Source organism: Curtobacterium aurantiacum (assembly GCF_018598555.1).
GTDB lineage: Bacteria > Actinomycetota > Actinomycetes > Actinomycetales > Microbacteriaceae > Curtobacterium > Curtobacterium aurantiacum.
Window position 1 is genome coordinate 22,387 of sequence record NZ_JAHEWN010000015.1, and the last position, 21,979, is coordinate 44,365.

A 21,979-nucleotide genomic window follows, 5' to 3' on the forward strand; every position below is an offset into this window, starting at 1 on the left:
GACGCGCCCGGGCCGCCACGACGGAGCCCACTCCCAGATGACCGACAGCGCCACCGCGACCACGCACGCGTCGCAGCACGACATCCTCATCGTCACCGGCATGTCCGGCGCCGGGCGTTCCACCGTCGGCAAGGCCCTCGAAGACCTGGGCTGGTACGTCGTCGACAACCTCCCCACGCAGATGCTGGCACCGCTGACCGAGCTCGCCGACCGTGCGGGGGAGAAGATCCCGAAGATCGCCACCGTTGTCGACGTGCGGGGCGGGCGGTTCTTCACCGACCCCGAGCACGCGGTCGAACAGGTCCGGTCCAGCACGTCCGCGCGGGTCCGGGTGCTGTTCCTCGAGGCGACCGACGCCGTGCTGGTCCGGCGCTTCGAGCAGGTCCGACGACCTCACCCGCTCCAGGGCGAGGACACCCTGCTCGACGGCATCGCACGTGAGCGGGCCCGTCTCGCCGGCCTGCGCGAGGCGTCCGACGTGGTGATCGACACGTCCGACCTGAACATCCACCAGCTCGCGAACACCGTCATCGAGCAGTTCGCCGACGAGCACTTCGTGGGTGTCCAGGTCACGCTGATGAGCTTCGGCTTCAAGTACGGGCTGCCCGCCGACGCCGACATGGTGGCCGACGTGCGGTTCCTCCCGAACCCCTACTGGGTGCCGGAACTCCGGCCCCACACCGGCCTCGACCAGCCCGTCTCGGACTACGTCCTGGCCCAGGCCGGGGCCCGTCCGTTCGTCGACCGCTACGCCTCCGTGCTCGAGCCGGTGTTCGAGGGGTACCAGCGCGAGAACAAAAGACACGCTACGATCGCCATCGGCTGTACCGGCGGGAAGCACCGCTCGGTCGCCATCGTCGCCGAGTTGGCGAACCTCCTCCGCGGGATGCCAGGCGTCGCCGTGCGTGTGAAGAACCGAGATCTCGGCCGGGAGTGACCGTCCCTCCGGCCGCTCCCACGCCCGTGCCGCCGGATCTGCGGGAACCACTGAACGAAGTTAGGAATGATGCTGTGCCGTTGACTGCCGAAGTCAAGGACGAACTGGCCAGGGTCGCCGTGAACCGCAACACGGTCCGCGCCGCCGAACTGGCCACGATCCTCCGGTTCGCAGGTGGTCTGCACGTCATCTCGGGCCGCATCGCGGTCGAGGTCGAGCTCGACACCCGGATCATCGTGCACCGGGTCCGCAAGGACCTCGCCGAGCTCTACGGGGTGCGCAGCGAGGCCTCGGTGGGGTCGTCCGCGTCCTCCCGCCGTGGCACCCGGTACCTGGTCCGTGTGCTCGAGGCGGGGGAGACCCTCGCGCGCCAGACCGGGCTGATGGACGCCCGTCGCCGCCCCGTCCGCGGGCTGCCGAACCGGCTCACCACCGGCAACCGTGAGGACCTCGCCGCCATCTGGCGCGGCGCATTCCTCGCCTCCGGCACGCTGACCGACCCGGGTCGCGCCGCAGCGCTCGAGGTCACCTGCCCCGGCAACGAGGCAGCCATGGCCCTCGTCGGTGCCGCGTCGCGCCTCGGCGTCGCCGCCAAGGGCCGCGAGGTCCGCGGGGTGCACCGGGTCGTCATCCGCGACGGCGAGGCCATCGGTCAGATGCTCACCGTCATGGGCGCCGCACGCACCACCGCCGACTGGGAGGAGATGCGCCAGCGCCGCGAGGTCCGTGCGACCGCGAACCGCCTGGTCAACTTCGACGACGCGAACCTGCGCCGTTCCGCGCAGGCCGCCGTGGCCGCCTGCGCCCGGGTCGAGCGTGCGCTCGAGATCCTCGGCGACGAGGTCCCCGACCACCTCAAGTACGCCGGCGCGCTGCGTCTGCAGCACCGCGACGCATCGCTCGACGAGCTCGGTCAGCACGCGGACCCGCCCATGACGAAGGACGCCATCGCCGGGCGCATCCGCCGCCTGCTCGCGATGGCCGACAAGCGGGCGTCGGACCTCGGCGTCCCCGGTACCGAGGCGAGCGTCCCGGAAGAGCTCGAAGGGGTCTGAGCGCGGGCTGTCGACCCTGCGGACAGGAGGCGCGGTGCCAGCTGGCACCGCGCCTCCTGTCCGTCTCCCGACCGTTCTCGGGCCCGTTCCCTGCCCGGTCGGTGACCGTCCGGACGGACCGTCATCCCGCTCGGGCACGCAGTGTCCGACTGCTAGGGTCGTTACGGCGACGTTACGGGGCGTATCGTCCACCACACGCGGACCCGCCAGGGTGCGCGACTCCCGAAAGCAGCGCCCCCTGGGCGCTCCACACCACCAGGAGATCCATTGACCGTCAAGATCGGTATCAACGGCTTCGGCCGAATCGGCCGTAACTTCTTCCGGGCCGCCCTCGCGAAGGGCTCCGACCTCGAGATCGTGGCGGTGAACGACCTCACCGACAACGCGTCGCTCGCCAACCTGCTGAAGTTCGACTCCATCACGGGCAAGCTCCCCGCGACCGTCGAGCTCGACGGCGACAACATCGTCGTCGACGGCAAGGCCATCAAGGTCCTCGCCGAGCGCGACCCCGCCAACCTCCCCTGGGGCGAGCTGGGCGTCGACATCGTCATCGAGTCGACCGGTTTCTTCACCAAGGCCGCCGATGCGCAGAAGCACATCGACGCCGGTGCCAAGAAGGTCATCATCTCCGCTCCGGCCTCGGGTGACGACGTCACCATCGTGCTCGGTGTGAACGAGGGTCAGTACGACCCGGCGAACCACCACATCATCTCGAACGCGTCCTGCACCACGAACAGCCTCGCGCCGCTCGCCAAGGTGTTCCACGACAAGTTCGGCATCGAGCGTGGCCTCATGACGACGGTGCACGCCTACACCGCCGACCAGAACCTGCAGGACGGCCCGCACAAGGACCCCCGCCGTGCCCGTGCCGCCGCGCTGAACATCGTCCCGACCTCGACCGGTGCCGCGAAGGCCATCGGCCTCGTGCTCCCCGAGCTCGCCGGCAAGCTGGACGGCTTCGCGCTGCGCGTCCCGGTCCCGACCGGCTCGATCACCGACCTCACCCTCGAGACCAAGTCCGAGGTGACCGTCGACGAGATCAACGCCGCCTACAAGGAGGCCGCAGAAGGCCCCCTCAAGGGCATCCTGCTCTACAGCGAGGACCCGCTGGTGTCGACCGACATCACCACGGACCCGCACTCCTCGATCTACGACTCCGGCCTGACCAAGGTCATCGGCGGCCTCGTGAAGATCACCTCGTGGTACGACAACGAGTGGGGCTACTCGAACCGCCTCGTCGACCTCACCGAGTACGTCGGCGAGCGTCTGTAACACATGGCCCTCCGCACCCTCGAGGACCTCGGCGACCTCGCCGGCAAGCGCGTCGTCGTCCGTTGTGACCTGAACGTCCCGCTCAAGGACGGCACGATCACGGATGACGGCCGCGTCCGCGCGTCGCTGACCACGCTGAACACCCTCGTGAACGCCGGCGCACGCGTCATCGTGATCTCGCACCTGGGCCGCCCCGACGGGGAGCCCAAGCCCGAGTTCTCGCTCGCACCGGTGGCCCAGCGGCTCTCCGAGCTGCTCGGCAAAGAGGTCACGTTCGTCGGCGAGACCGTCGGCGACGAAGCGACCGCCGCGGCCGAGGCCCTCGAGGACGGCGACGTCCTGCTGCTCGAGAACCTCCGCTTCAACCCGGAGGAGACCTCGAAGGACGCCGCCGAGCGCGGTGCCTTCGCGGACCGCATCGCCGCCCTCGGTGATGCCTTCGTCTCCGACGGCTTCGGTGTCGTGCACCGCAAGCAGGCCTCGGTCTACGAGCTCGCGTCCGCACTGCCCAGTGCGGCCGGTTCGTTGATCGAGACCGAGCTGCGCGTGCTCGAGCGCCTGACCAAGGACCCGGAGCGGCCGTACACGGTCGTGCTCGGCGGGTCGAAGGTCAGCGACAAGCTCGGTGTCATCGACCACATCCTGCCGAAGGTCGACACCCTCTGCATCGGTGGCGGCATGCTCTTCACGTTCCTCGCGGCCCAGGGCCACGGGGTCGCGAAGTCGCTGCTCGAGGCGGACCAGCTCGACGTCGTCCGCGAGTACCTCTCGCGGGCGAAGGAGCTCGGTGTCACCATCGACCTGCCGACCGACGTCGTGGTGGCCTCCGGCTTCGCGGCCGACGCCGACCACGAGACCGTGGCGGCCGACGCCATCGAGTCCTCGTCGTTCGGCACGGACGGCATCGGCCTCGACATCGGCCCGGAGACCGCCGCGCGGTTCGCCTCGGCCGTCTCGGGTTCGGAGACCGTGTTCTGGAACGGCCCGATGGGCGTGTTCGAGTTCCCGGCCTTCGCCGCCGGCACGAAGACCGTTGCCCAGGCGCTGACCGAGGTCGACGGCCTCGGCGTCGTCGGTGGTGGCGACTCCGCTGCCGCCGTGCGCTCGCTCGGGTTCTCGGACGACCGGTTCGGGCACATCTCGACCGGCGGCGGCGCGAGCCTCGAGTTCCTCGAGGGCAAGTCGCTGCCCGGTCTCGAAGCACTGGGGTGGACCGCATGACCCGTACTCCTCTGATCGCCGGCAACTGGAAGATGAACCTGGACCATCTCCAGGCCATCGCCACCGTGCAGAAGCTCGCGTGGACGCTCAAGGACGCCCGGCACGACTTCGACGACGTCGAGGTCGCGGTCTTCCCCCCGTTCACCGACCTGCGGAGCGTGCAGACGCTCATCTCGGCCGACAAGCTGCCGATCCGCTTCGGCGCCCAGGACCTGTCGCAGTACGACTCCGGTGCCTACACCGGCGACGTCTCCGGTGCGTTCCTGGCGGCGCTCGACGCCCAGTACGTCATCGTCGGACACTCCGAGCGGCGCACGCTGCACGGTGAGACCGACGAGGTCGTCGCGGCGAAGACCGGCGCGGCCGTCAAGCACGGTCTCGTGCCGGTGGTCTGTGTCGGCGAGACCGGTGCGCAGCGCGAGGAGCGCGGCCCCGGTGTCGTGCCGGTCGAGCAGCTCCGCGTCGTGCTCGACGCGGTCAAGCCCGCCGAGATCGTCGTCGCGTACGAGCCGGTCTGGGCCATCGGTTCCGGCCAGGCGGCCACGGCCGAGCAGGCGCAGGACGAGTGTGCGGCCATCCGTCGCGGGATCGCCGCGGCCTGGGGCGACCAGGCCGCTACCGACACCCGCGTGCTCTACGGCGGCTCGGTGAAGTCCGGCAACATCGCGGGGTTCCTCCGCGAGCCGGACATCGACGGTGCCCTCGTCGGCGGCGCCTCCCTCGACGTGCAGGAGTTCGCGGCGATCGCCCGGTTCCGGCAGCACGTCGGGCTGTAGCCCCCACGAGCTGGGGCCGGCTGCCGGCTGCAGTTCTGCACCACTCCCGTCCGTGTACCGGCCGTGCTCCGCGCGGCCGGTACACTGGTACGGCTGACTGACACGAAAGGTACGTCGTGGCGATACTCTCCGTCGTGCTGCAGGTCCTGCTCGCAATCACGAGCCTCCTGCTCACGCTCCTCATCCTGCTGCACAAGGGCCGCGGTGGTGGCCTCTCCGACATGTTCGGCGGTGGGGTCACGAGCAACCTCGGTGCGTCCGGCGTGGCCGAGCGCAACCTCAACCGCATCACGGTGATCCTCGGTCTGGTCTGGATCGTGTCCATCATCGTGCTCGGTCTCATCAACAAGTTCACGGCGGGGGTCTGATCCATGGCAAGCGGAGGCAGTGCAATCCGAGGGTCTCGCGTCGGCGCGGGCCCGATGGGGGAGCAGGACCGTGGGGTCCAGGCAGAACGTGTGGCGATCTCGTACTGGGATGCCCTCGGCAACGAGGTCGTGCGGTACTTCGCCGCCAACCTGCCGGAAGAAGAGATCCCCGAGACGGTGGACTCGCCGTCGAGCGGTCTCCCGGCTGGGCGCGACAAGGAGAACCCTCCCGTGGTCTCCAAGACGGAGCCCTACAAGACCCACCTCGCGTACGTCAAGGAACGCCGCACCGAGGAAGAGGCAGCGCAGCTCCTCGAAGACGCGCTCCAGCAGCTCCGCGAGCGTCGCGGCACCGCGGCCAAGAAGGCGTAGCGAACACACACTGACGAGAGGCCCTCGCACCGATGGTGCGGGGGCCTTCGTGCGTCGCGGCAGGGTCTCGAGATCCATGGCACGCCACGTGCGCCCCGCCGAGGTTCCACGACATGCCGCGCACATCCCGCCGAGGTTCCGCGGCCCGGCGGAGCGAGGGCCGAGATGCCGAGATTTCGGAACCTGGGGCGACGGGGGCGGGGCGTGCGGTGGGCGAGACCACCGACAGACGGGAGGCCCGGTGCCAGCTGGCACCGGGCCTCCCGTCCGTCTGGAACGCGCGTCTAGTACGTCGACGCGATGAGGTTCTCGGGGACGTCGCGTGCGGCGTCCTGGTCCACGAAGAAGACGGTGCGCTTGCGGCCCTGCACGCCGCCGACCGGGACGTCGTCGACGGACGCGCCGGCGAGGGCGAGACCGAGGACCGAGGCCTTCTCGGCGCCGGAGAGGATGACCCAGACACGCTGCGAGGCGTTGATCACCGGGAAGGTGACGGTCAGGCGCTGCGGCGGCGGCTTGGGGGAGTCGTCCACCGACACGACGGCGCGGTCGGTGACGGTGAGCTGCGGGAACTCCGGGAAGAGCGACGCGGTGTGCCCGTCGGGGCCGACACCGAGCAGCGTGATGTCGAAGCGCGGGGCGACGGCCCCCTCGGGAGCGGCCTCCTGCAGCTCGCGCTCGTACTGCGTCGCCGCTGCCTCGATGTCGAGGGGCCCGTCCGACGCGGGCATCGGGTGGATGTTCGCCGCCGGGATGTCGACGTGGTCGAAGAAGTCGGTCTGCGTGCCGGTGGTGTTGCGGTCGGCGTCGTCGGACGGCACCCAGCGCTCGTCGACCCACCAGACGTGCACCTTCGACCAGTCGACGCTCTCGCGGGCCGGCGACTGGCCGATCGCGGCGAGGACGAGGGAGGAGACCGAGCCACCGCTGATCGCGATGTCGGCACGCTCCTGCTCGTCGAGCACGTCGATGATCTTCGTGATGAAGCGTGCGGCGACCGAAGCGCCGAGGGCCTGCTTGTCCGGGTGCACGAGCACCCGCCGTTCGTTGGTCACGTGACTCCCGTGTTCGTGGCGGCCGACCGGTCGTCCGACCGCCTTCGGTCCGGTCGGGCCGCCTGCACCAGACAGGCGGCCCGACCGTGTGGGGTGTGGATCAGCGGGCGATGGTCTCGCGCAGCTGGGGCACCCCGTGCTTGACGACGTCTCCGAAGAGGACGTCCGGGTCGAGTCTACGGAGTTCCTCGGCCAGGCAGTCGCGCAGGTTGCGGCGTGGCAGCGACAGGTCGTGCGTCGGCTGCCCGGGCATCGAGAGCGTCGCGACGTCCACCAGGGACCGCTCGAGCTCGATGGTGCCGGAATCCCGCACGAGCTTGACGCCGTGGATGCCACTGGATCCCGTCGCGCGGGGCGACGTGACGACGGACACCGGCACCTTGAGCTGCAGCTGAAGCCAGGCGGCGAGGAGGATCGTCGACGGGCTGTCCGACGCTCCGGAGACCTCCACCGCGGTGATCGGCTCGTACGGCGGCTGGTCGAGCGCCGCGGCGAGCTGGTTCCGCCACAGCGTCAGACGGGTCCACGCGAAGTCGGTGTCACCCGGCACGTACGAGGCTCCGAGCGCCTCGATCGCACCGTTCGGGTCCCGCTGCGCGGCCGCGTCGGTGATCCGGCGCTGGGCGATGCGACCCAGGGCCGACGCCGCGGGCTGCTCCGGAGCGATCTGCGGCCACCAGGCCACGACGGGTGCGTCCGGCAGCAGGAGGCCGGTGACCAGGCTCTCCTCGTCGGTCGCGGTCTCACCGTACGCGCGGAGGACGATGACCTCACTGGCCCCGGCGTCGCTGCCGACGCGGATCTGCGCGTCGAGGCGACCGGGGGACTTCGTGTCCCCGCTGTTCTTCGACACGATGATGACGCGCATCGGGTGCTCGCGGGACGCCTCGTTCGCGGCCTCGATCGCCTCTTCCTCGTGGCCGAGGGCCGTCGAGATGATGAGGGTCAGCACACGGCCGAGGGCGACGGCGCCGCCCTCTTCGCGGATGCGGACGAGCTTCTTCTGGATCTTCGACACCGTGGTGTCGGGCATGTCGATCTTCACGGACGCCTCCAGGTCCGACCGTCGCGGGCGAGCAGGGCGTCGGCGGATGCCGGACCCCACGTGCCGGGACGGTACTGCTCGGGCTGGCCCTGCGTGGCCCAGAACTCCTCGATCGGGTCGAGGATCTTCCAGGACAGCTCGACCTCCTGGTGCCGCGGGAACAGCGGCGGGTCGCCGAGGAGCACGTCGAGGATGAGTCGCTCGTACGCCTCGGGGGATGCTTCGGTGAACGCGTGGCCGTAGCCGAAGTCCATCGTCACGTCGCGCACCTGGGTGCCGACGCCGGGGACCTTCGAGCCGAAGCGGAGCGTGACCCCCTCGTCCGGCTGGACGCGGATCACGAGTGCGTTCTGGCCGAGCGGGGACTGCGAGTTGCCGTACACGTCCTCGGGGACGCGCTTGAACACGATCGCGATCTCGGTCACACGACGGCCGAGGCGCTTGCCGGCGCGCAGGTAGAACGGGACGCCCTGCCAACGCCGGGTCGCGATGTCGAGCTTGATGGCCGCGTACGTCTCGGTGCCGGACTCGGGGTCCATGCCGCCTTCCTCGAGGAAGCCGAGCACCTTCTCGCCGCCCTGCCAGCCGCCCGCGTACTGGCCACGGGCGGTCGCGGTCGACAGGTCCTCGGGCAGTCGCACGGCGGAGAGCACCTTCTCCTTCTCGGCGCGGAGGTCCGCGGCCTTGAACGAGACGGGTTCCTCCATCGCGGTGAGCGCGAGGAGCTGCAGGAGGTGGTTCTGGATGACGTCCCGCGCCGCACCGATGCCGTCGTAGTACGCGGCACGTCCGGCGACGCCGATGTCCTCCGCCATCGTGATCTGCACGTGGTCGACGTAGTTCGAGTTCCAGATGGGTTCGTACATCTGGTTCGCGAACCGGAGCGTCAGGAGGTTCTGGACGGTCTCCTTGCCGAGGTAGTGGTCGATGCGGAACACGTCGTCGGGCGCGAAGACGCTCTCGACGATCGCATTGAGCTCGCGCGCGGTGCGGAGGTCGGAACCGAACGGCTTCTCGACGACCACGCGGCTCCAGGAGCCCTCGCGCTTCTCGGTCAGCCCGGACAGCTTGAGCTGCTCGGTGACGACCGGGAACATCTTCGGCGGGATGGACAGGTAGAACGCGTGGTTGCCCAGCGTCCCGCGCTCGGCGTCGAGGTCGTCGACGGTGCGCTTGAGCTCGCGGAACGCCTCGGGGTCGTCGAACGAGCCCTGCACGAAGCGGATGCCCTGTTCGAGCTGACGCCAGACGTCCTCGTCGAACGGGGTGCGCGAGTGTTCCTTGACGGCGTCGTGCACGAGCTGGGAGAAGTCTTGGTCCTCCCAGTCGCGACGGGCGAACCCGACGAGCGCGAACCCCGGGGGCAGCAGCCCCCGGTTGGCCAGGTCGTAGACCGCGGGCATCAGCTTCTTGCGTGACAGGTCGCCCGTCACGCCGAAGATGATGAGCGTGCTCGGTCCCGCGATCCGGTTCAGTCGACGATCCGTCGGCAGCCGGAGCGGGTTGTGCTCCGGGGTGATTGCCACCGGTGACATGAGTCGGTGAACTCCTTACGAGTCAGTGGGAGACGGCGGACGTGATCGCCGCGGTGGCGGCGTGGACGTCCGACGTCGTGAGGGTGAGGACCGGCCGGCGGTGCTCGGCGAGGACACTCGCGTCGCCGGCGGCCTGGGCCTGGAGGAGCTGCCCGAACGTGAACGGCCGGCCCGGGATCGCCAGGTCGTCCGCTTCGTCGGCCACGATCTGCAGGAACACTCCCGTGGCGGGGCCGCCCTTGTGGTACTGGCCGGTCGAGTGCAGGAACCGCGGGCCGTACCCGAAGGTGACGGGGCGCTCGGTGCGCGCCGCGATCGCGTCGCGCAGCGACTCGAGGTCGCCGTTCGCGGTGCGGTCGACGTACGCCTGCACCGACACGTAGCCGGTCGGGTCGAGTGCGGACAGGAGGCCCGACACGGCTTCTGCGAGCGAGGTCCCGACCGCGAGTCCGGGGGTCGCGCGGACGGCGATGCCGTCCTCGGTGAACGCCGGCTCCGCGGGCGCGGGACGGTCGTCGAGCAGTGCGCGGGTCGCGACCTTGGCGGCCTCGACGTCGGGCTGGTCGAACGGGTTGATCCCGAGCAGTCGACCGGCGACGGCGACGGCGTACTCCCAGACGAGGATCTGGCCACCGAGGGTTCCGGTGATCTCGACCTCGCCCTCGGCCACGTGGCGCTCGTCCTCGCGCGAACCGACCAGGCGGATGACCTGGACGTCGGGCAGGGCGGCGGTGAGCTCGGGGGAGTCGGTGTGCAGCACGACGGGCAGCAGGCCGCGACCGTCCTTGCCGGTGGACTCGGCGATCAGCTGCTCGACCCAGTCGCCGAAGCCGACGATGTGGGTTCCGTCGGCCACGATCGCGATCTTGTCGCGCAGCGGTTCGGTGCCGGCGAGGACCGCTCCGAGCACGAGCCCGGGGTTCTCGTCCAGGTCGACCGAGAGCAGCGCGGAGATGGCGTCGGCTTCGTCGAGGAGCTCCGCGATGTCCGCACCCACGAGCCCGGACGGCACGAGGCCGAAGGCGGTCAGCGCGGAGTAGCGGCCGCCGACGGTCGGGTCGGCGGTGAAGACGCGGTAGCCGGCGTCGACCGCTGCGGCCTCGAGCGCGGAGCCCGGGTCGGTGACGACGACGATGCGGCGGGCCGGGTCGATGCCGGCGTCGCGGAAGGCCTGCTCGTAGACGCGGCGCTGCGAGTCGGTCTCCAGTGTGGAGCCGGACTTCGACGACACGACGAGCACGGTGCGCTCGAGGTCGGTCGAGACGGCGGCACGGACCTGCGCCGGGTCGGTCGAGTCGAGGACCGTGAGCGGCACCCCGGCGGTGCGGGTGATGACCTCGGGCGCGAGGGACGAGCCGCCCATGCCGGCGAGGACGACGTGGTCGACCCCTTCGGCACGGAGCGACTCGCGGAGCGCGGCGACCTCGGCGACGAGCGGGCGGGAGACCGAGACGGCCTCCACCCAGCCGAGGCGCTTCGACGCCTCGGCCTCGGCGTCGGTTCCCCACAGATCGGCGTCCTGGGCGGTGATGCCCGAGGCCACCAGGTCAGCGACGAGCCGCGGGACCACCTGTTCGATGGCCCGCGCGGCATCGCCGCTGGCTGCGATGGAAACCGTCACTACTTGGCGCCCTCGAGCGCGTTCTTCACGGTGTCGACGAGCTCGCCCCAGGAGACGTTGAACTTGTCCACGCCTTCCTTCTCGAGCAGTGCGACGACTTCGTCGTAGTCGACGCCCTGCGCGGCGAGCTGGTCGAGGACCTGCTGGGCCTGGTCGAACGTGCCGGCGATGGCGTCGCCGTGGATCTCACCGTGGTCGAACGTGGCGTCGAGCGTCTTGCCCGGCATCGTGTTGACGGTGTTCGGGGCGGCGAGCTCGGTCACGTAGAGCGTGTCGGGCAGCGACGGGTCCTTGACACCGGTCGAGGCCCAGAGCGGACGCTGCGTGTTGGCACCGGACTCGAGCAGGCCGAGGGCGCGCTCGGAGGCGAACGCCTCGGTCCAGACCTGGTAGGCGAGCTGCGCGTTGGCGATGCCGGCCTTCGACTTGAGGGCCTTGGCCTCGTCGGTGCCGACGGCGTCGAGACGCTTGTCGATCTCGGAGTCGACCCGCGAGACGAAGAACGAGGCGACCGAGTGGATCTTCGAGAGGTCGTGGCCGGCGGCCTTGGCCTTCTCGAGGCCACCGAGGTAGGCGTCGATGACGGCGCGGTAGCGCTCGAGCGAGAAGATCAGGGTGACGTTGACGGAGATGCCGGCGCCGATGACCTCGGTGATCGCCTCGAGGCCCTCGAGCGTCGCCGGGATCTTGATGAGGACGTTCTCCTTGCCGACCTTCTCGAACAGGAACTTCGCCTGCTCGATGGTCTTGGCGGTGTCGTGCGCGAGGCCCGGCTCCACCTCGATCGAGACGCGGCCGTCGAAGCCCTTGGTCTCGTCGTAGATCGGCTTGAAGACGTCGGAGGCGTTCGCGACGTCCTGCGTGGTGATCTCGAAGATCGCCTCGGTGACCTCGGTGCCCGCAGCGGCGAGCTCCTTGACCTGGGCGTCGTAGCGCTCACCCTTGGCGAGGGCCGACGCGAAGATCGTCGGGTTGGTCGTCACACCGACGACGTTCTTCTGCTCGATGAGCTCGGTGAGCTTGCCGGTCTCGAGGAGCTCGCGGGAGAGGTCGTCGAGCCAGATGCTCACGCCGACCGCGGAGAGGGCGGCGGTGGGGGTGTTGTCAGCCATGTGTTTCTCTTCTTCTTTCATCGACGGGTCCGTGGGGACCGTGAGTCGGGGTCTTGGGGGACGGGAGGCCCGTGGCGGAACCGAGCCGGGCCTCCCGGAAGAAGGGCCGGATCCGGCAAACCGGACCCGGCCCTCGCAGGTCAGGAAGCTGCGATCGATTCCTTCGCGGCGGCCACGACGTGCTCCGTCGTGAAGCCGAACTCCTTGAAGAGCGTCTGGTAGTCGGCCGAGGCACCGAAGTGCTCGATCGAGACGCTGCGGCCCTTGTCGCCGACGATGTCGCGCCAGCTCATGGCGATGCCGGCCTCGACCGACACGCGAGCGGTGACGTCCTTCGGGAGCACCTGGTCCTGGTAGTTCTCGGACTGGGCGCGGAACCACTCGATCGACGGGGCGCTCACGACGCGGGCGTTGATGCCCTCGGCCTTGAGCTGCTCGCGAGCCTCGACCGCGATCTGGACCTCGGAACCGGTCGCGATGAGGATGACGTCCGGGGTGCCGTTCGGCGCCTCGGCCAGGATGTACGCACCCTTGGCGACGTTCTTCGCCGAGGCGAAGACCTCACCGGCGGCGTCACCCTCGCCACGCTCGAACACGGGGAGGTTCTGACGGCTCAGCGCGATGCCCGCCGGGCGGTCCGTGTGCTTGAGCATCTCGAGCCACGCGTACGCGACCTCGTTGGCGTCGGCGGGGCGGACCACGTCGAGACCCGGGATCGCACGGAGCGACGAGACCTGCTCGATCGGCTGGTGCGTCGGGCCGTCCTCGCCGAGGGCGACGGAGTCGTGGGTCCAGACGTAGATCGCCGGCGCCTGCATGAGCGCGGCGAGACGGACCGCCGGACGCATGTAGTCGCTGAAGATCAGGAACGTGCCGCCGAAGGGGCGGGTGTTCCCGTGCAGGACGATGCCGTTGAGGATCGAGCCCATGGCGTGCTCGCGGATGCCGAAGTGCAGCACGCGGCCGTACGGGTCGGTGCTCCAGGTCGACGTCGAGGCCTCGGCCGGACCGAAGGACTTGGCGCCCTCGATCGTGGTGAGGTTCGACTCGGCGAGGTCGGCCGAACCGCCCCAGAACTCGGGCATCAGCGGCGCGATGGCGTTGATGACCTTGCCGGAAGCGGCACGGGTCGAGACGGCCTTGTCCGTCGGGAAGACCGGGAGCGCTGCTTCGAGGCCCTCCGGGAGCTCCTTCGACTGCACACGGTCGAACAGGGCCTTCTTGTCGGCGTTGGCCGCGGCCCATGCGTCGAAGGACTTCTGCCACTCGGCGTGCTCGGCCTGGCCCTTGGCGACGGCGCCGCGGGTGTACTCGAGGACCTCGGGGGCGACCTCGAAGGTCTTGTCGGTGTCGAATCCGAGGACCTCCTTGAGGCCCTTGATCTCGTCGGCGCCGAGCGCCGAACCGTGGATCTTGCCCGAGTTCTGCTTGGTCGGCGACGGCCAGCCGATGATCGTCTTGAGGACGATGAGCGACGGCTTGTCGGTGACCTGCTTGGCGGCCTCGATCGCGGCGTGGAGCTCCTCGGCGTCTTCCGAGTACTCGCCGTTCTTCTTCCAGTCGACGATCTGGACGTGCCAGCCGAGCGCCTCGTAGCGCTCGGGGACGCTCTCGGAGAACGCGATGTCGGTGTTGTCCTCGATCGAGATCTGGTTCGAGTCGTAGAACGCGATGAGGTTGCCGAGCTGCTGACGGCCGGCGAGCGAGCCCGCCTCGTTCGTCACGCCCTCCTGCATGTCACCGTCGCCGGCGATCACGTAGGTGAAGTGGTCGAACGGCGACTGACCGGCCGGGGTCTCCGGGTCGAACAGGCCGCGCTCGAAGCGCTGGGCGTAGGCGAAGCCGACCGAGGACGCGAGGCCCTGGCCGAGCGGGCCGGTGGTGATCTCGACACCGTCGGTGTGGCCGTACTCCGGGTGACCCGGGGTCTTCGAGCCCCACTTGCGCAGGTGCTGCAGGTCCTCGAGCTCGAGGCCGTAGCCGTGCAGGTAGAACTGCACGTACTGGAGGATCGAGGCGTGACCGGCGGAGAGGATGAAGCGGTCGCGGCCGATCCAGGTGGCGTCGCTGGGGTCGCGACGCATCACCTTCTGGAAGAGCAGGTGGGCGAGCGGAGCGAGGCTCATCGCGGTGCCGGGGTGACCGTTGCCGGCGGCCTCGACCGAGTCGGCGGCGAGAACGCGGGCCGTGTCGACGGCCTTCCGGTCGATGGCGTCCCAGGTGAATTCAGCCACTTGGATGTTGACCCTTCTTGATGCGACATGTGCGAGGGCTCGTGCCATCGCACGGACATGTGGCCATCCCGGGGCCGAGTCGTGTCGCCGTCTGACGGCGGCCGACCGGCTCATCGCGGCCGACGTCATCGGGGCGCGCACTGCGGGAGGGCGTGTCCAGCATAGTGACCCGGTACTCAGAAGGGGTTCAGGTGACCCCCGATGTTCACGCCGGGGTGGACGTCGACGGGCGATCCGGGCGTGTCGGACGCGTCCGGATCACGCCGGGATGTCGGAGCGGGGCACCGTCGCGGCGCTTCCATCCCGTAAAGTGGTCGTGACCCGTGGACATTCCGGGTCAGCGCATGCCCGGACGCCGCCGCAGTCGTCCACCGAGTGTGCGAGCTGATGCGAACAGACTGAGGTTCCCTTGCCGACTGCCACCGTGACCCGGCCAGACACCGATCGACCCCGATCGCCGCTGTCCCGCAAGGTCCGTGCGTACGTCTCGTTGACGAAGCCGCGCGTGATGGAGCTGCTGCTCGTCACCACGGCGCCGACGATGTTCCTCGCCGAGCGCGGCGTCCCCGACCTGTGGCTCGTCTTCTGGACCATGCTCGGCGGTGCGATGTCGGCCGGTTCGGCTTCGGCCTTCAACTGCTACATCGACCGTGACATCGACCGGCTGATGAAGCGGACGAGCACCCGCCCGCTCGTCACCGGTGAGTTGTCCGACCGCGAGGCCCTCGTGTTCTCGTGGGTGCTCGGCATCCTGTCGACGGCGGTCCTCGGGTTCCTGGTGAACTGGCTCGCCGCGGCGCTGAGCGTCATCGCGATCCTCATCTACGTCTTCCTGTACACGCTGTGGCTCAAGCGCCGGACCCCGCAGAACATCGTGTGGGGCGGTTCGGCCGGCTGCATGCCCGTGCTCATCGGCTGGGCGGGCGTGACCGGGTCGCTGACCTGGACCCCGGTCATCCTGTTCATGGTGATCTTCCTCTGGACGCCGCCGCACTACTGGCCGCTGTCGATGAAGTACCGCGACGACTACGACGCGGCCGACGTGCCGATGCTCGCCGTGGTACGCGGCCGCACCGTCGTCGGCCTGCAGGTCGTGCTGTACGCCTGGGCGACGCTCGTCTGCTCGCTCCTGCTCATCCCCGTCGGGCACATGGGGCCGCTCTACACGGTGGTCGCGCTGGCCGGCGGCATCTGGTTCGTGGTCGAGTCGCACCGTCTGTACTCGCGGGCGATCCAGCACGTCGAGCACGTGCACCCGATGCGGGTGTTCCACAGCTCGATCACGTACCTGACGCTGCTCTTCATCGCCGTGGGCATCGACCCGCTGCTCCCGCAGGTCTTCACCTTCTAGGTCGGTCGCGCCCGGGTCCGCGTCCGCGCCCGCGCGAGCTCGGTCTGCAGGACGCCGTCGTGTCCGTTTGACGCCGTCGTGTCGCCGCGGTGCGGTCGTTTCCGTACGACGCCGTCGTGTCGGCATGACGCCACCCATCCGCCGAGACGCCGCCGAAACCGGCGGCGTCTCGAGCGTTCGGCGGCGTTCTCGGACGACGCCGGCGTCCTGTACAGGGCACGAGGCGGCCTGGAGGCACGGTGCGAGCCCGCCACGGGCCTCCCGTCCGGTGCGGACTGCGTGGGCCGCGGGGCGGACGCGAGTGGCCGCGGATCGCGGATGGTGCGGTCGTGGTGCGACGGAGTCGATGTCGTACGACGTCGGCGGTGTCGTTCCGCGTCAGCAGCGCCTCGCCCGACCCCGCCCACTGCAAACACGACACCCCACGAGTCGAGCGACTCGTGGGGTGTCGGAGAACGGATGTCGTGCGTTCGACGCGCCCGGGCGTCAGGCGTCGATGGGTTCCCGCACGGCACTGCGGCCGGCCGCGGCCCGCGTCGAGAGCACCACGGCGGTCACGGCACCGACGAGCAGCCCGGCGAGCACCATGTGCGTGCCGACGAGTCCGACGGGCAGGCCCGTCCGTGCCTGGGTGAGCCCGACGGCGATCTGCAGGAACTCGACGACGAGCAGCATGAGCGGCCACTTGCTCGGGCGGCCCAGGCGGACGGCGCCGATGACGAGCACCAGGGTCAGTGCGAAGAGCGCGTACGCGGGCCAGGCGTGCACGTGCTCCATCACCGCGGGGTCGAACCCGGTGCGGTGCAGGCGTCCGCCGTCGACCGCCGCGTCGGCTCCGGCGTGCGGCCCGCTGCCGGTGGTGAGGATGCCGACCAGCACGGTCACGACGACGGCGGCCACGGTGCCCCGGACGACACCCCTGTACCAGCCGGGGACGAGGCGCTCCGCGGTGCGGGGGCCGTTCGTCGTGCGGTAGACCAGGGCAGCGGTCACCGAGGTGAGCGCCGCGGAGACCACGAAGTGCAGCCCGACCACGAAGGGGTTCAGGTTCGTCCAGACGCTCATGCCGCCGATGACGGCCTGCACGGGGATCGCGACGCCCTGAGCGAACGCCAGCCAGAAGAGTTCGGGGCGCGTGCGGAGCATCCGGACGACCGCGAGGAACATCGCGACGGCGACGATCACGAGCACGAAGGTGAGCAGACGGTTGCCGAACTCGATGACGCCGTGGATGCCCATCTCCGGCGTGGAGACCAGCGAATCCGCCGTGCACTTGGGCCAGGTGGGGCATCCGAGGCCCGAGGCGGTGAGGCGCACGAGGCCTCCGGTGCCGATCAGCACGACCTCGACCACGAAGGACGCCCAGGCCAGTGCGACGACGCGACGGTCGACCACGCGGGGGAGCGACCACCACCGTCCGGTCCGGAGATCCTGCTCGACGGGGGATCCGACGCGTGTCACGAGGGTGGTGCCTTCCTGTTGTTCCGTGCAGTGAACCTGTAGGATTCGAGGGTTCAGCAGCAGTCAAGTCTAGGCAGGCGCCGGCTCCGAATGAGCCGAGATCGCCGATCACTCCACGGACTGCGTGGAACCATTGTCGTTGCGAGGGAGCAGCACCGGGTCCGCATGTCAGCGGTCCGCGGTGGAATGGCGTCCAGACGCCACGGGTTGACACCTGCAACGCTGTCCCGCGAGAAGGAAACGAGGAGACCATGTCCGACGTGCTCATCGACCGTCCCGAGCTCGAAGGTCTCGGCCAATACGAGTTCGGCTGGTCCGACTCCGACTCGGCAGGGTCCTCCGCCCGTCGTGGGATCTCGGAAGAGGTCGTCACCGACATCTCGAACCTCAAGAACGAGCCCGAGTGGATGCTGAAGAACCGCCTCAAGGGGTTGTCGCTCTTCGGCCGCAAGCCGATGCCGACGTGGGGTGCCGACCTGACGGGCATCGACTTCGACAACATCAAGTACTTCGTCCGCTCCACCGAGAAGCAGGCGCAGTCGTGGGAAGACCTCCCCGAGGACATCCGTGCGACCTACGAGAAGCTCGGCATCCCCGAGGCCGAGCGCCAGCGCCTGGTCGCCGGCGTCGCCGCGCAGTACGAGTCCGAGGTCGTCTACCACCAGATCCGCGAGGACCTGGAGCAGCAGGGCGTCATCTTCATGGACACCGACACGGCGCTCCGTGAGCACCCGGAGCTGTTCGAGGAGTACTTCGGCACCGTGATCCCGGCCGGCGACAACAAGTTCGCCGCGCTGAACACGGCCGTGTGGTCCGGTGGCTCGTTCGTCTACGTCCCGAAGGGCGTCCACGTCGAGATCCCGCTGCAGGCCTACTTCCGGATCAACACCGAGAACATGGGTCAGTTCGAGCGGACGCTGATCATCGCGGACGAGGACTCGTACGTCCACTACATCGAGGGCTGCACCGCCCCGATCTACAAGTCCGACTCCCTGCACTCGGCCGTCGTCGAGATCATCGTGAAGAAGAACGCCCGCGTTCGCTACACGACGATCCAGAACTGGTCGAACAACGTCTACAACCTCGTCACCAAGCGCGCGATCGCGCACGAGGGCGCGACGATGGAGTGGATCGACGGCAACATCGGCTCCAAGGTCACGATGAAGTACCCGTCGATCTACCTCGCCGGTGAGCACGCCAAGGGCGAGACGCTCTCCGTCGCCTTCGCAGGCCCCGGTCAGCACCAGGACGCCGGCGCGAAGATGATCCACATGGCGCCGTACACGACGTCGTCGATCGTCTCGAAGTCGATCGCCCGTGGCGGCGGTCGTGCGGGCTACCGCGGAGAGGTCCGGGTGGACCCGGGAGCGCACCACGCCGCCAACACCGTGCGCTGTGACGCCCTGCTCGTCGACACGATCAGCCGGAGCGACACGTACCCGGCGATCGACATCCGCGTCGACGACGTCCAGCTGGGCCACGAGGCCACGGTCTCGCGTGTCAGCGAGGAGCAGCTCTTCTACCTCATGTCCCGTGGCATGGCCGAGGACGAGGCGATGGCGATGATCGTCCGTGGCTTCATCGAGCCGATCGCCCGCGAGCTCCCCATGGAGTACGCACTCGAACTCAACAAGCTCATCGAGATGAGCATGGAAGGATCCGTCGGCTAGATGTCCAGCACCACCCCTCCCCACATCGACCAGCCGATCGAGCCCGCTGCCGCAGCGCAGGGCGGTACCCAGCACGGCGCCGGAGCCCACTCCGACGGCGGCTGGGACGCCCCCGACAAGAAGGTGCCGGTCCAGACCCGCTCGGAGCGGTTCCAGTCCGGCGACGTCGAGGCGTTCCCGAAGGTCACCGGCCGAGAGGTCAACTGGAAGTTCGCGCCGCTGACCAAGCTCCAGCCGCTGCTGGACGGCGCGCTCGACGGATCCGCCTACCCGTACCTCGCAAGGCAGTCCGAGGGCGCCGACGTCGAGTGGGGTCGCAGCGACGACCCCCGTGTCGGCACCGCCGGTCTCCCCGAAGACCGAGCTGCGGCCGCAGCCTGGAGCGCTCGTGACGCGGTGCTCGCGATCACGATCAAGGCCACCGAAGAGCACGAGTTCATCACGGTGACCCGTTCCGACTTCGGGTCGCAGCCCCGCGCCGCGCACACGGTCATCACGGCCGAGCCGAACGCGCAGGGCATCGTCGTGCTCGACAACCGCGGCAGCGCCCTGCTCAGCGAGAACGTCGAGATCGTCGCGCAGCAGAACGCACGACTGACCGTCGTCAGCCTGCAGGACTGGGACGACGACGCGGTGCACGTCTCGACGCACTTCGCCGAGGTCGGCCGCGACGCCTTCCTGAAGCACGTCGTGGTCTCGCTCGGCGGCGACGTCATCCGGGTCAACCCCTCGACGCACCTCGGTGCGCAGGGTGCCGACACGGAGATGTACGGCGTGTACTTCGCCGACGCCGGCCAGTACATCGAGCAGCAGGTCTACGTGAACCACGACGCGCCGAACACGCGCGGTCGGGTCAACTACAAGGGCGCGCTGCAGGGCCAGGGTGCGCACACCGTCTGGATCGGCGACGTGCTGATCGGTCGTGCCGGTGACGGCACCGACTCGTACGAGCAGAACCGCAACCTCGTGCTGACGGACGGCACCCGTGCCGACAGCATCCCGAACCTCGAGATCGAGACGGGCAACATCGAGGGCGCCGGCCACGCGAGTGCGACCGGTCGCTTCGACGACGAGCAGCTGTTCTACCTGCAGTCCCGCGGAGTCCCGGAAGAAGAAGCACGGCGCCTCGTCGTGCTCGGCTTCCTGGTCGAGGTCATCCAGAAGATCGGTGCGCCCGAGCTCGAGGAACGCCTCATCGCGGCGGTCGAGCAGGAGCTGGCCGAGGGCCGTTCGGTCATCGCCGCACCGGCTGAGCCCAGCACAACGGCGGCCAACGCGACGGAGGCCAACGGCTCGGAGGCCAACGCCTGATGGCCGAGAAGGTCTGCGCCGAAGCCGACATCGCGGTGGACAGCCCGATGCGGGTGGTCGTCGACGGCACGGCGGTCGCGATCGTCAAGGACTCGTCCGGCACGGTCCACGCCATCGGCGACACCTGCACGCACGGCGACATCTCGCTGGCCGAGGGCTTCGTCGAGGGTGACTCGCTGGAGTGCTGGGCCCACGGGTCCCGCTTCTCGCTGAGCACCGGCAAGCCGCAGAACTTCCCGGCCTACGAGCCCGTCCCGGTCTTCCGGGTCGAGGTCCGCGACGGCGATGTCTACGTCGACGTGCAGGACGTCGTCCCGGTCGACTGAGCACCCCCAACACTTCCCGCGGCTGACGCCGCACACAGCTGCAACCGAAGGAACGCAATGTCCACTCTGGAAATCCGTGACCTCAAGGTCTCGATCGACACCGATCAGGGCACCAAGGAGATCCTGAAGGGTGTCGACCTCACCATCAACGAGGGCGAGATCCACGCGATCATGGGGCCGAACGGCTCCGGCAAGTCCACCCTGGCGTACACGATCGCCGGGCACCCCCGGTACAACGTCGTCGGTGGCACGATCACCCTCGACGGCGAGGACGTCCTCGCGATGAGCGTCGACGAGCGTGCCCGTGCCGGCATGTTCCTCGCGATGCAGTACCCGGTCGAGATCCCCGGCGTCACGGTGTCGAACTTCCTCCGTACCGCGAAGACGGCGATCGACGGCGAGGCCCCGGCCCTGCGCGGCTGGATCAAGGAGCTCCGCCAGTCGATGGCCGACCTCAAGATGGACTCGTCGTTCGCCGAGCGCAACGTCAACGAGGGCTTCTCCGGTGGTGAGAAGAAGCGCCACGAGATCATGCAGCTCGAGCTCCTCAAGCCGAAGTTCGCCGTCCTCGACGAGACCGACTCCGGCCTCGACGTCGACGCGCTGAAGATCGTGTCCGAGGGCGTCAACCGTGCGAAGGCCGCGACCGGCCTCGGCGTGCTGCTCATCACCCACTACACCCGCATCCTCCGCTACATCAAGCCGGACTTCGTGCACGTGTTCGTCGCCGGCAAGATCGCGGAGCAGGGCGGCCCCGAGCTCGCCGACCGCCTCGAGAACGAGGGCTACGACCGCTACGTGCAGGTCGCCGCCGCCGAGGCGCAGGCCTGATGATCGCCGCACTCGCTCCCGACAAGTTCGACGAGGTCGTCGAGGGCCTGAAGGAGGTCCAGGACCCGGAGCTCGGCGTGAACATCGTCGACCTCGGCCTGATCTACGACCTCGCCTGGGACGACGACGCCAACGCGCTCGTCATCAGCATGACGCTCACCAGCGCCGGCTGCCCCCTGACCGACGTCATCGAGGGTGACACCGCGAACGCCCTCGACGGCATCGTGGACGCCTTCCGGATCAACTGGGTCTGGATGCCGCCGTGGGGTCCGGAACGGATCACCGACGACGGACGCGAGATGATGCGCGCCCTCGGGTTCGCGATCTAGTCGCGACCCACCCGGACGGGAGGCGCGGTGCCAGCTGGCACCGCGCCTCCCGTTCGTCTGTGCGCACGCCACGCGCGGGGCGCGACGCCGATCGGTC

At 69.3% G+C, this 21,979-nt stretch carries 20 protein-coding genes; 13 read left to right on the forward strand and 7 right to left on the reverse strand.

What is annotated here, in order from left to right; all coding sequences use genetic code 11:
• Positions 1–37: 37 nt before the first annotated feature.
• The 7 genes from rapZ (at position 38) to KK087_RS13210 (ending at position 6,001) form a co-directional block, all read left to right on the forward strand.
• Positions 38–937: an RNase adapter RapZ gene (gene rapZ / locus KK087_RS13180; RefSeq protein WP_214529742.1), complete on the forward strand. Its 900-nt coding sequence runs from the start codon at positions 38–40 to the stop codon at positions 935–937.
• 74 nt (positions 938–1,011) lie between these two features.
• Positions 1,012–1,992: a DNA-binding protein WhiA gene (gene whiA, locus KK087_RS13185; RefSeq protein ID WP_214529741.1), complete on the forward strand. Its 981-nt coding sequence runs from the start codon at positions 1,012–1,014 to the stop codon at positions 1,990–1,992.
• 267 nt (positions 1,993–2,259) lie between these two features.
• Entirely contained in the window at positions 2,260–3,264 is a 1,005-nt protein-coding gene (gene gap / locus KK087_RS13190) for a type I glyceraldehyde-3-phosphate dehydrogenase (protein WP_027465689.1), read from the forward strand.
• 3 nt (positions 3,265–3,267) lie between these two features.
• Complete coding sequence (locus KK087_RS13195; RefSeq protein ID WP_214565892.1) at positions 3,268–4,485, forward strand: phosphoglycerate kinase; 1,218 nt, start codon at positions 3,268–3,270, stop codon at positions 4,483–4,485.
• The gene (tpiA, locus tag KK087_RS13200; protein ID WP_214565894.1) at positions 4,482–5,261 is read left to right on the forward strand and encodes a triose-phosphate isomerase; all 780 of its coding nucleotides are present in this window, start codon (positions 4,482–4,484) and stop codon (positions 5,259–5,261) included. The genes KK087_RS13195 and tpiA overlap by 4 nt, the downstream gene beginning before the upstream one ends.
• 116 nt (positions 5,262–5,377) lie before the next feature.
• Positions 5,378–5,629 (forward strand): preprotein translocase subunit SecG, encoded by a 252-nt coding sequence (secG, locus tag KK087_RS13205; protein WP_017887256.1) that lies wholly within the window; start codon positions 5,378–5,380, stop codon positions 5,627–5,629.
• A 3-nt stretch (positions 5,630–5,632) separates the two neighbouring features.
• On the forward strand, positions 5,633–6,001 hold the full coding sequence (locus KK087_RS13210) for an RNA polymerase-binding protein RbpA (protein ID WP_214529738.1): 369 nt from the start codon (positions 5,633–5,635) through the stop codon (positions 5,999–6,001).
• 284 nt (positions 6,002–6,285) lie between these two features.
• Here the strand turns inward: KK087_RS13210 and pgl are convergent, their stop codons facing one another.
• The 6 genes from pgl to tkt form a co-directional block, all read right to left on the reverse strand.
• Positions 6,286–7,056, reverse strand: coding sequence for a 6-phosphogluconolactonase (gene pgl / locus KK087_RS13215; protein WP_214529737.1), 771 nt, complete (start codon positions 7,054–7,056; stop codon positions 6,286–6,288).
• A gap of 100 nt (positions 7,057–7,156) precedes the next feature.
• Positions 7,157–8,101, reverse strand: coding sequence for a glucose-6-phosphate dehydrogenase assembly protein OpcA (locus KK087_RS13220; RefSeq protein WP_214544995.1), 945 nt, complete (start codon positions 8,099–8,101; stop codon positions 7,157–7,159).
• Positions 8,098–9,636: a glucose-6-phosphate dehydrogenase gene (gene zwf, locus KK087_RS13225; RefSeq protein WP_017887260.1), complete on the reverse strand. Its 1,539-nt coding sequence runs from the start codon at positions 9,634–9,636 to the stop codon at positions 8,098–8,100. The genes KK087_RS13220 and zwf overlap by 4 nt, the downstream gene beginning before the upstream one ends.
• Before the next feature lie 22 nt (positions 9,637–9,658).
• The gene (locus KK087_RS13230; RefSeq protein WP_214565896.1) at positions 9,659–11,257 is read right to left on the reverse strand and encodes a phosphoglucose isomerase-related protein; all 1,599 of its coding nucleotides are present in this window, start codon (positions 11,255–11,257) and stop codon (positions 9,659–9,661) included.
• Positions 11,257–12,369, reverse strand: coding sequence for a transaldolase (tal, locus tag KK087_RS13235; RefSeq protein ID WP_214529734.1), 1,113 nt, complete (start codon positions 12,367–12,369; stop codon positions 11,257–11,259). The genes KK087_RS13230 and tal overlap by 1 nt, the downstream gene beginning before the upstream one ends.
• Before the next feature lie 140 nt (positions 12,370–12,509).
• Positions 12,510–14,603 carry a transketolase gene (gene tkt / locus KK087_RS13240; RefSeq protein ID WP_214565899.1) on the reverse strand — a complete coding sequence of 698 codons (2,094 nt, stop codon included), beginning with the start codon at positions 14,601–14,603 and terminating at the stop codon, positions 12,510–12,512.
• A gap of 424 nt (positions 14,604–15,027) precedes the next feature.
• On the opposite strand from tkt, the gene KK087_RS13245 reads away from it, so the two are divergent.
• Complete coding sequence (locus KK087_RS13245) at positions 15,028–15,954, forward strand: heme o synthase (protein ID WP_214529732.1); 927 nt, start codon at positions 15,028–15,030, stop codon at positions 15,952–15,954.
• A 486-nt stretch (positions 15,955–16,440) separates the two neighbouring features.
• On the opposite strand, the gene KK087_RS13250 is transcribed toward KK087_RS13245, so the two are convergent.
• Complete coding sequence (locus tag KK087_RS13250; RefSeq protein WP_214565901.1) at positions 16,441–17,415, reverse strand: COX15/CtaA family protein; 975 nt, start codon at positions 17,413–17,415, stop codon at positions 16,441–16,443.
• Positions 17,416–17,666: 251 nt separating this feature from the next.
• Between KK087_RS13250 and sufB the strand changes: the two genes are divergently transcribed.
• The 5 genes from sufB to KK087_RS13275 are packed head-to-tail and all read left to right on the forward strand — an operon-like array spanning position 17,667 to position 21,882.
• Positions 17,667–19,085: a Fe-S cluster assembly protein SufB gene (gene sufB / locus KK087_RS13255; protein WP_214529730.1), complete on the forward strand. Its 1,419-nt coding sequence runs from the start codon at positions 17,667–17,669 to the stop codon at positions 19,083–19,085.
• Positions 19,086–20,396, forward strand: a complete 1,311-nt coding sequence (gene sufD, locus KK087_RS13260; RefSeq protein ID WP_214565903.1) for a Fe-S cluster assembly protein SufD — start codon at positions 19,086–19,088, stop codon at positions 20,394–20,396.
• Positions 20,396–20,722, forward strand: coding sequence for a non-heme iron oxygenase ferredoxin subunit (locus tag KK087_RS13265; RefSeq protein ID WP_439647651.1), 327 nt, complete (start codon positions 20,396–20,398; stop codon positions 20,720–20,722). Before sufD ends, KK087_RS13265 begins: the two co-directional genes overlap by 1 nt.
• A gap of 57 nt (positions 20,723–20,779) precedes the next feature.
• Entirely contained in the window at positions 20,780–21,553 is a 774-nt protein-coding gene (sufC, locus tag KK087_RS13270; protein ID WP_071403760.1) for a Fe-S cluster assembly ATPase SufC, read from the forward strand.
• Positions 21,553–21,882 carry a metal-sulfur cluster assembly factor gene (locus tag KK087_RS13275; protein ID WP_017887270.1) on the forward strand — a complete coding sequence of 110 codons (330 nt, stop codon included), beginning with the start codon at positions 21,553–21,555 and terminating at the stop codon, positions 21,880–21,882. The genes sufC and KK087_RS13275 overlap by 1 nt, the downstream gene beginning before the upstream one ends.
• Positions 21,883–21,979: the final 97 nt, after the last annotated feature.

Bases quoted from the DNA above. Each gene is read 5' to 3' on its own strand.
- rapZ (WP_214529742.1), top strand. From the start codon at position 38: ATGACCGACAGCGCCACCGCGACCACGCACGCGTCGCAGCACGACATC.
- KK087_RS13195 (WP_214565892.1), top strand. From the start codon at position 3,268: ATGGCCCTCCGCACCCTCGAGGACCTCGGCGACCTCGCCGGCAAGCGC.
- tpiA (WP_214565894.1), top strand. From the start codon at position 4,482: ATGACCCGTACTCCTCTGATCGCCGGCAACTGGAAGATGAACCTGGAC.
- KK087_RS13210 (WP_214529738.1), top strand. From the start codon at position 5,633: ATGGCAAGCGGAGGCAGTGCAATCCGAGGGTCTCGCGTCGGCGCGGGC.
- zwf (WP_017887260.1), bottom strand. From the start codon at position 9,636: ATGTCACCGGTGGCAATCACCCCGGAGCACAACCCGCTCCGGCTGCCG.
- tal (WP_214529734.1), bottom strand. From the start codon at position 12,369: ATGGCTGACAACACCCCCACCGCCGCCCTCTCCGCGGTCGGCGTGAGC.
- sufB (WP_214529730.1), top strand. From the start codon at position 17,667: ATGTCCGACGTGCTCATCGACCGTCCCGAGCTCGAAGGTCTCGGCCAA.
- sufD (WP_214565903.1), top strand. From the start codon at position 19,086: ATGTCCAGCACCACCCCTCCCCACATCGACCAGCCGATCGAGCCCGCT.
- KK087_RS13265 (WP_439647651.1), top strand. From the start codon at position 20,396: ATGGCCGAGAAGGTCTGCGCCGAAGCCGACATCGCGGTGGACAGCCCG.
- sufC (WP_071403760.1), top strand. From the start codon at position 20,780: ATGTCCACTCTGGAAATCCGTGACCTCAAGGTCTCGATCGACACCGAT.
- KK087_RS13275 (WP_017887270.1), top strand. From the start codon at position 21,553: ATGATCGCCGCACTCGCTCCCGACAAGTTCGACGAGGTCGTCGAGGGC.